Here is an 8,551-nt window from a genome sequence, read left to right as displayed (position 1 = left end):
CGATTCTTTGACATTGCTTAAAAATTTTTCGTTATAAATTGCTTGAAACAGTTGATTATATGTGGATTTATTGGTATCCTTGTCCATGCGATGTCTCCTTATTTTTGAGATTATGGACAGGACTACCTGTTATACCTCAATTATAAGGAGATTTTAATCATTTTTACAGGATATTGCTGGAAAAACAATGATTTATTGGTTTTTTCTAGAATTTTAGATATTGACATTTTGGAAATTTATTTATGCAACGCTAGTGAAAAAGCTTTTTAAATATAGACATAGTAGCCCCCTAAGAGGTTTTGGAAATTTTGTGTAATATTTCTACACATTACGATTTGATTCCTCTTATTAATATGGGTGCAAATAATGTCACAATAAGGCGATAAGTTTATAAAACCAACTCCTCCTTTATTTTATCTATAGATAAAAGGGGGGTGAATGCTAAAAAGATATGCACTTACAAACTAAGAAAAAGTTAAAAAAGAGAGGAAGGAAGCATTGATGAAAAGAAAATCTTTAATGGCAATTATTATTTCCAGCATAATGTTACTGTCTTATTGCATGAACGCATTTGCAGGTATTGTAACCCCGCAAGTTGATTATCCGGACATTACTTCTAGCTTCAGTCAAAAAATGATTAGTAACGCCGCAAATATCGCTTATTATGCTCAGGTCGAAAAAGGACAAGGAACTTACCCACTAGCTACTGGTGAGTATTTTGCCAGTAAAGTAAAGTCTGGGGGAGCTTGGGACTACAAACGTACCTATGGAACATCTTCTTTGTACTATTTCAAAGGAAATATTAAATCAGGAGAAGACCTTGGTAATATGCACTATGGTTATGTAGGAAGAGCAGCTGGTTTTAGTAGCACCATACTTAAAACTGCAGCCGGAGCTTATCAAATATACTCTGGCACATCATACATTGGTTGGTACAATTCTTATTTTGATGATCCTAGAGACCAGACTCAAATCACCTACGGTATCAGTCTTTGGGATAACAATACCTTGCGGAGTATTAGCATGAGTGCGGAAAGCCTAATTGCAACATTATCTGATGAAGAGAAGGAAAAAATTAAACAACAAGTTATAGAAGATGTTAAAAAGATTAAAGAAAAGCAAAAAAACAAAGAATAATTATTTATTACAGCCACTAGTAGCTTCTAGTGGCTGTTACAGTACCTATTGAATAATTTTAAAAACCTATCATAAAATGGTATAGGGGTATAAATATGCGAAAAAAACCTTATTACAAAATAATAGCTGCAATATCTTTATTTTTGCTTCTTGCATACTTCGGAATACACTATTTCTTATTCTCACTTTCCTATCTGCCTGAAGGCACACTAATAAAACAATCATTATCTCCAAATGGAGAGTACACCGTTAATGCATATCTAGTAGATGGAGGATCACTTTCATCAAATGCTGTTCGAGTGGAGTTACAAAACAATAAAAGTGGTAAGAAGAGAAACATCTATTGGGACTATAGGATTAATACAGTTGAATTCACTTGGATAAATGATACCGATATCATTATCAACGGACATAAGATAGATATTAAAAAAGACACATATGATTGGCGTAGAGATAAAACAAAGACACAATAGTATAAAATAAAAGGGTAAAAACATGACACACCGGAGGGATGTAAGCGGTAAAATAAAAGGGACAGATTTCGGCCATTAAAAATGGACACTATTTTCCAGTTCACAATACATTCTCCTTCGTTAACTGATATATTTAGTTCAGATAACGAAAGGAGATGTGAATATTTTGGTGAGGTGGAAAATGTATAGTGACGTTTATCAACTTAAGGAAATGGGCTTAAAAAAGTCCCAGGTAGCTAGACAACTGAGTATAAACATAAAAACAGTCCGTAAATACTGGGATGTGGATGCTGAAGGGTACTCTGAACAGCTACAACAAAGTAGATCACGATCAAGAAAACTGGATCAGTACTGTGATGTTATTCTCGGGTGGTTGCGGCAGTTTCCGGACATGAGCAGTGCACAGGTTATGGACTGGCTCAAGGAGCACTACAAAATCAACTGCAAAGAGCGTACCGTCCGGCGATATGTATCCAATTTACGTAAGAAACACAATATCCAGAAAAAAGAGGCTAACCGGCAATACCAAGCAGTGGCTGACCCACCGATTGGTTACCAGATGCAGGTTGACTTTGGCGAAACTACGGTAAGGAAATCTACAGGGGGATTTATTAAAATATACGGCATGGGTGCGGTGTTATCACACTCGCGTTACAAATACGCAGAATGGGCGGATACACCCCTGACCGTGGCAACCTTTATTCAGATGCTAGGTCGCTGTTTTGATTATATCGGCGGTATTCCCAAAGAACTGGTATTTGATCAGGACAAGCTAGTTGCGGTTAGTGAAAACTATGGTGATATTATTTATACCTATGAATTTGAGAAGTTTAAGCAAGCAATGGGCTTTGCTGTACGACTTTGTAGAAAAGCGGATCCAGAGAGTAAGGGCCGGGTAGAGGCAGTAGTAAAATACCTGAAGCGAAACTTTGCAAACAACCGACTGTTTATAGACCTAAAAATATGGAACCAAAGTTGTGAAGATTGGTTGGAACGGACAGCAAATAGTAAAATACATGGTACAACAAAAAAGATACCGGCCGAAGTGTTTCTCCTGGAAAAGCAACACCTAAAGCCAGTACCCTTTACAAATAGTATTCCTAAGGACATTTTAACAAGGTCAGTAAGAAAAGACAACACCATCCTCTATAAGAGTAACCGATACTCAGTACCATTGGGGACGTATAAACCTGGCTTGGAATTAGAATTAAAGGTTCAAGATGACAGTATCATCCTCTACCATCTAAACAGTAACCAGGTTGTGGCCAAGCACAAAATCAGTCTCAAAAGACGATCTTTGGAACAAAACAACAACCACCGCCGAGACAATAGCCAAAAAATTAACGAACTCTATGAAAAGACATTAGAAGTCCTTGGTGGTACCGAAAAAGCGGTCGAATTCCTCAAAACTATCCGCAAGGAAAAGAGCCGATATGTACGTGATCAGTTTGGACTAATAACGCAAGTGGCCAGAGATTATCCGCAGTCTATTGTAGATCAGGCTATTGCCTATTGCCTTGAGCAGAACCTTTACAGTGCTGTGGACTGCCGCAGCGCGGCTGATTACTTTTTGAATCACCAAGAGGCACCAGTAGATATTTCTATATTGGATAATCCAGAGTCTTGGCCAAAATACCTTCAGGTGAAGGCACAACAACGGAGCATCACGGTTTACTCTGGCCTCCTGGGAGGTGAGAAACTGTGAATAAAACCCAAGAGGTTAAAGCCTTGCTGGGTGAACTACGCCTCAAAAGCGCTAAAGAACATCTGGATGACCTGTTGACAACCGCAATTAAAGAAGATACATCCTGCTTAGAATTTCTGCATCAGGTACTAGAAAAAGAGGTGGCAGCCAGAAATACCAACTCCCGAGCCAAAAGATTAAAACAAGCTGCCTTCCCCTACATCAAGACCATTGATGAATTTGACTTTGGGTTTCAAACATCCGTAACTCGCCGACAAATACAACAATTAATGGATATGCACTGGGTAGAAAAGGCATTTAATCTATTCTTTCTGGGGCCTCCGGGAATAGGTAAAACCTTTCTGTCAATAAGTTTAGGTGTACAGGCAGTTGAACTAGGCTACCATGTTAGTTTCATCTCGATGGATGAACTGATAAAGACGCTAAAAACTGAGGCGATGTCGACAAGGAGTAAGCGAAGGCTTAAACACATCATAGATGCTGACCTAGTTATTGTGGATGAAGTCGGGTTTCTGCCAATTACCCGGCAAGAAGCAAACCTATTCTTCCAATTGGTTTCGAATCTTTACATGAATACATCTGTAATCGTTACATCTAACAAAGGATTTGATGAATGGCCTGAGTTCTTTGGCGATCCAGTTATTACAGCGGCAATACTGGACAGGCTTGTCCACAACAGTGAGCTGTTTAATATGACTGGTGACAGTTATCGCCTGCACCACAGGAACACTATTTTAAATCAGACAGATTAACAATGAGCATTTATCAGTTCTCGTTGTGCTGGAGTTATCAACAACTTTAGCAAATCACGAAAAAGACTGTGGATGATATCCACAGTCCAGAAAATATTATGTGACTGGAAAAAATCGTCCAAAATTAATGGCCGTTTTTTGGCCAAAAGTATTGACCGCTTACAAGGGAATATCAAAGGTGAGAAACCTTATGTTTGAAAAAATATTAAGTTGTTACAAACGCCTGGGATGTTATTTAATGTCCTGGGCGGCAACTTTATGACGTTAAAAGAGAACAACCATATTAACTTTTCTCATGTTCTTTTATAAATCCATTCTATGGAATAGCCTTTTCCTCTGCAATTTTCTGTGTTTCACTGTATTTCAATGAATTATGGAAACTTACCGGGAGATAAGGAAGCAAAGTTCCTGGTTTAATTATGTAATCGGTACTTAGCGATTTATAAGGTAATTATTGTCTAGTATTCATTAATTAGATATACTTAATCTCACAAGAAGTTCCTATTCTCGTCATTTTAGGAACTTTACTTTGGGGGCGATATAATGAAGAGAAATTGGGAATTGGATGAACTAATAGAACATTTCACCTTCCTGCCTCATGAAATGCAACAGATAGGAAATAAGTCTGGTGAAACTCGGATTGGATTTGCTGTATTGTTTAAGTTTTTTCAATTTGAAGCCAGGTTCCCTACTCACAAATATGAAGTTCCAAAAGTGGTTATAAATTATATTGCTAAACAAATTGATTCATCCCAAGAGCTGTATTCGACAGGACGTTCGATTACATATCACCGGACGCAGATCCGGGAGTATTTCGGTTTTAGAGAGGACAGAATACAGGACGGTCAAGACATAACCGATTGGTTATGTAAGAATGTCTTATATCACGACCATGAATTTGAACATATCAAAGATACGGTTTACAGCCGATTCCGGGAACTAAAAATTGTTCCTCCAACTCCGGACCGTATCGACAGACTGGTACGCTCGTCCATCTCTAAATTTGAGGATCAATTCTTTAATACCACCTATGAAAAGCTTCCCAAAGCATCTTTAGCTAAGTTTGATGCTCTTATTGATAGTATTGCCTTCTTGGGGGAGGAAGAAGATGAACCAACCGGTGAGGATAACGGCCAACTTTCTTTTCATGAGTTAAAGGCAGATCCAGGAAGGCCAGGATTAGAGAGTGTCTTTAAGGAGATTAACAAGCTTAAAACGATTAATAATCTTGATCTCCCTGATAACCTCTATCGAGATGTCCCCCATAAAGTTCTGAAAAAGTATAAACAGCGTGTGGCGACTGAGGATATCCGCGAGTTACGCCGTCATCCAGAACCAATACGTTATACGTTATTATCTGCTTTCTTTTATCTTCGAAGTCTAGAAATCACTGATAATCTCATAGAGTTACTTATCCAAATCATCCACCGCATAGGAGTCCGGGCAGAGCGTAGGGTTGAAAAGGAAATCCTTAACGACCTTCGTAGGGTCAGTAATAAACAAGGAATTCTGTTTAACCTAGCACAGACAGCACTGGCACACCCGGACGGTATTATTAAAGACGTTCTCTATCCAGTAGTCAACGAACAAATATTAAAAGACTTAGTAAAGGAATTCAAGAATACCGGGCCAGCCTATAGAGAGAAAGTACACACAATAATTCGTTCATCCTATGGAAGGCACTATCGTCGTATGATTCCTGAAATATTAGGCATTCTTCAATTCCGGTCAAATAACGAAGTCCACCGGCCTGTCATTAAAGCACTGGAACTAATTAAGAAGTACGCTGATACCAGTGTACATTATTTCCCTTTGACAGAGGATATTCCGGTTCATGGTGTTATTCGTTCTGTAAATAAGGAGCTTATCATTGAGAAAGATGATAAAGGCCAGGAACGTATAAACCGCATCAATTATGAAATCAGTGCACTTCAGGCATTAAGGGATCGCCTTCGTTGTAAAGAAGTATGGGTAAAAGGTGCCAATCGGTACCGGAATCCGGACGAAGATCTTCCCGCAGATTTCGATATACGCCGTGAAGAAAATTATAAAGCTCTTAATCAACCAATGGACGCAGAATCCTTCATAAACTCATTAAAACAGGCAATGATTGAAGGGTTGGAATGCCTTAATGTTGGGCTTCCTAAAAATCCGAAAGTCCGTATTACTGACAAAGGGAACGGCTGGATAACCGTATCGCCTTTGGAACCACAAGCAGAACCGGCAAATTTAACGCGAATTAAAGCCGAATTGCTGCGGCGCTGGCCAATGACAAGCTTATTGGATGTCCTAAAGGAAACCGACCTCCGGATATCCTTTACTGAAAGGTTTAAAACATCGGCAGTCCGAGAGGTATTAGACCGGGAGACATTACAAAGACGCTTGATTTTATCCTTATATGGTCTTGGGACGAACACTGGGTTAAAGCGAATTAGCTCTGGTAAACATGAAGAATCATACAAAGACTTGCTTTATGTACGGCGTAAGTTCATTCATCGGGATAACCTAAGAAATGCTATAGCGGAAGTAGTAAACGCTATCTTTAGAGTCCGAATGCAAGAAATTTGGGGTGATGGTACAACTTCTTGTGCTTCAGATTCTAAAAAATTTGGTGCCTGGGACCAAAATCTCATGACCGAATGGCATATCCGTTACCGGGGCCGTGGCGTGATGATTTACTGGCACGTAGAGAAAAATTCGACTTGTATCTATTCACAACTTAAATCGTGTTCTTCGTCAGAGGTTGCTGCCATGATCGAGGGCTTGCTAAGGCATTGTACCGATATGGAGGTAGAGAAAAATTACGTCGATTCTCACGGGCAAAGCGAAGTAGCCTTTGCCTTTTGCCATCTACTTGGGTATCAGTTAATGCCCAGGTTAAAAGGTATTCACTCACAAAAGCTTTATCGACCAGAAACGGGCATGACTGAGGACTATCCTAACTTACAGTCGGTATTAAGAAGGCCAATAAACTGGGACTTGATACGGCAGCAGTATGATCAAATGATAAAGTACGCCACAGCTTTGCGCCTGGGTACTGCAGAAACCGAAGCTATACTGAAACGCTTCACACGAAATAATCTTAAGCATCCAACCTATCAAGCTTTAGGAGAACTTGGAAAAGCTGTTAAAACGATTTTCCTTTGTGATTATCTGAATTCCGAAAAACTTCGCCAAGAGATCCACGAAGGCTTAACGTCGTAGAAAACTGGAATAGCGCAAACAGCTTTATCTTCTATGGTAAGGGTGGAGAGATATCGACAAATCGGTTAGAAGACCAGGAATTAGCTGTTTTATCTCTACACCTGTTACAGAATTGTTTAGTGTATATTAATACGCTCATGCTTCAAAACATCTTGTCCGACCCAAAATGGTTTAACTTGATGACCCACGAAGACTTCCGCGCTCTAACACCTCTCGTATACACCCATATTAACCCCTATGGAACATTCAAGCTTAACATGAGTGAACGTCTTCCACTGGAAGTAGGTGATATTGCATGACCGAGAAAAGAACTTCAGCTAAAAGAAAAGCAAAAGAGTTGGCAAAATATCTCCGGGGTGAACGACCGGACTATGCCTATCTAAAAAGTCTATTTCAACACTTGCGAGCAGAACTGGAGGTAGAAATACCAAAAGCACCTAAAAAATTACCTTATGTGCCCACCGAAGAAGAATTGAAGCGATATTATGATGTGGTTTGAAGTCCAAGAACTTCCAAGATATGATGATAATTAAGATACTTCTATATACTGGTGCAAGGGTCAGTGAGTTAATAAATATTAAACTTATAGACATTGACTTTAACTACTGCCAGATACGTATAAATAATGGTAAAGGGAACAAGGATCGTATTGTCCCGTTCCCTCAATCTTTCAAGGAAATGTTAGCTATGCATGCTGATTCAATGGCCAAAAAGCAGGCTGTTTATTTATTTGAATCCTCATGGAAGAAAAAGTACACAGACCGAGGAATCCGAAAAATCCTGGCTAAATATTCAGAAGAGGCAGGACTGGCACAAAGCCTGTCGCCACATAAACTACGTCACTTTCTTTTGACCTGGCTGAAAAAGCAAGGGATTGACGATGCTCTGATTCAACCATATTCTGGCCACGAAAGTAGAAAATCACTGGAGGTATATTCAAGGCTGGCTATTACCGATGCTCAACAAGAATATAACGAGGTTATAAACAAATTTCCCATTTAATAACATCTACTTTGCGGGTGGTGTCAGCTTCGCTGGTACTACCCCTAATTCAGGCGATAAATCTCTTAACTTACGGGACAACTGTGACGCACTGATTGAATTTATACCTACTGCCGCACTGAAATTATCATCGTTCAAACTGTTACTGATATGGCGCAGACCTTCAAGTTGCTCTAACTGAGCATACGCAACCAATTGGATTAGTTTAACAACGGTTAGCTTTTTCGCGTAAGCATCTACTTCCGATTCTTTGACATTGCTTAAAAATTTTTCGTTAT

The 8,551-nt window shown here is 39.3% G+C and carries 6 protein-coding genes and 2 pseudogenes; 7 read left to right on the top strand and 1 reads right to left on the bottom strand.

Translation table 11 applies throughout. The features are described 5' to 3' along the window. Window positions 1–501: 501 nt before the first annotated feature. The 7 genes and pseudogenes from P378_RS01275 (at window position 502) to P378_RS01250 (ending at window position 8,273) form a co-directional block, all read left to right on the top strand. The gene (locus tag P378_RS01275) at window positions 502–1,137 is read left to right on the top strand and encodes a polymorphic toxin type 44 domain-containing protein (RefSeq protein WP_099082003.1); all 636 of its coding nucleotides are present in this window, start codon (window positions 502–504) and stop codon (window positions 1,135–1,137) included. A 95-nt stretch (window positions 1,138–1,232) separates the two neighbouring features. Beyond that, window positions 1,233–1,610, top strand: coding sequence for a DUF5412 family protein (locus tag P378_RS01270; RefSeq protein ID WP_099082002.1), 378 nt, complete (start codon window positions 1,233–1,235; stop codon window positions 1,608–1,610). Between the two features lie 157 nt (window positions 1,611–1,767). Next, on the top strand, window positions 1,768–3,315 hold the full coding sequence (gene istA, locus P378_RS01265) for an IS21 family transposase (RefSeq protein WP_143338382.1): 1,548 nt from the start codon (window positions 1,768–1,770) through the stop codon (window positions 3,313–3,315). Further along, a complete protein-coding gene (gene istB / locus P378_RS01260; RefSeq protein ID WP_099082000.1) occupies window positions 3,312–4,067 on the top strand; it encodes an IS21-like element helper ATPase IstB in 756 nt (251 codons plus the stop codon). Before istA ends, istB begins: the two co-directional genes overlap by 4 nt. A gap of 543 nt (window positions 4,068–4,610) precedes the next feature. Then, window positions 4,611–7,570 (top strand): annotated as a pseudogene (locus P378_RS01255) (Tn3 family transposase). Then, window positions 7,567–7,770: a hypothetical protein gene (locus tag P378_RS20475; RefSeq protein WP_238472719.1), complete on the top strand. Its 204-nt coding sequence runs from the start codon at window positions 7,567–7,569 to the stop codon at window positions 7,768–7,770. Before P378_RS01255 ends, P378_RS20475 begins: the two are co-directional and overlap by 4 nt. After that, window positions 7,767–8,273 carry a tyrosine-type recombinase/integrase gene (locus P378_RS01250; RefSeq protein WP_238472718.1) on the top strand — a complete coding sequence of 169 codons (507 nt, stop codon included), beginning with the start codon at window positions 7,767–7,769 and terminating at the stop codon, window positions 8,271–8,273. Before P378_RS20475 ends, P378_RS01250 begins: the two co-directional genes overlap by 4 nt. 45 nt (window positions 8,274–8,318) lie before the next feature. Here P378_RS01250 and P378_RS01245 read toward each other — a convergent pair. Then, a pseudogene (locus P378_RS01245) lies at window positions 8,319–8,551 on the bottom strand (DUF4372 domain-containing protein); the annotation flags it as partial.

Source organism: Desulforamulus profundi (assembly GCF_002607855.1).
This window is presented reverse-complemented; position numbering and strand designations above follow the sequence as displayed.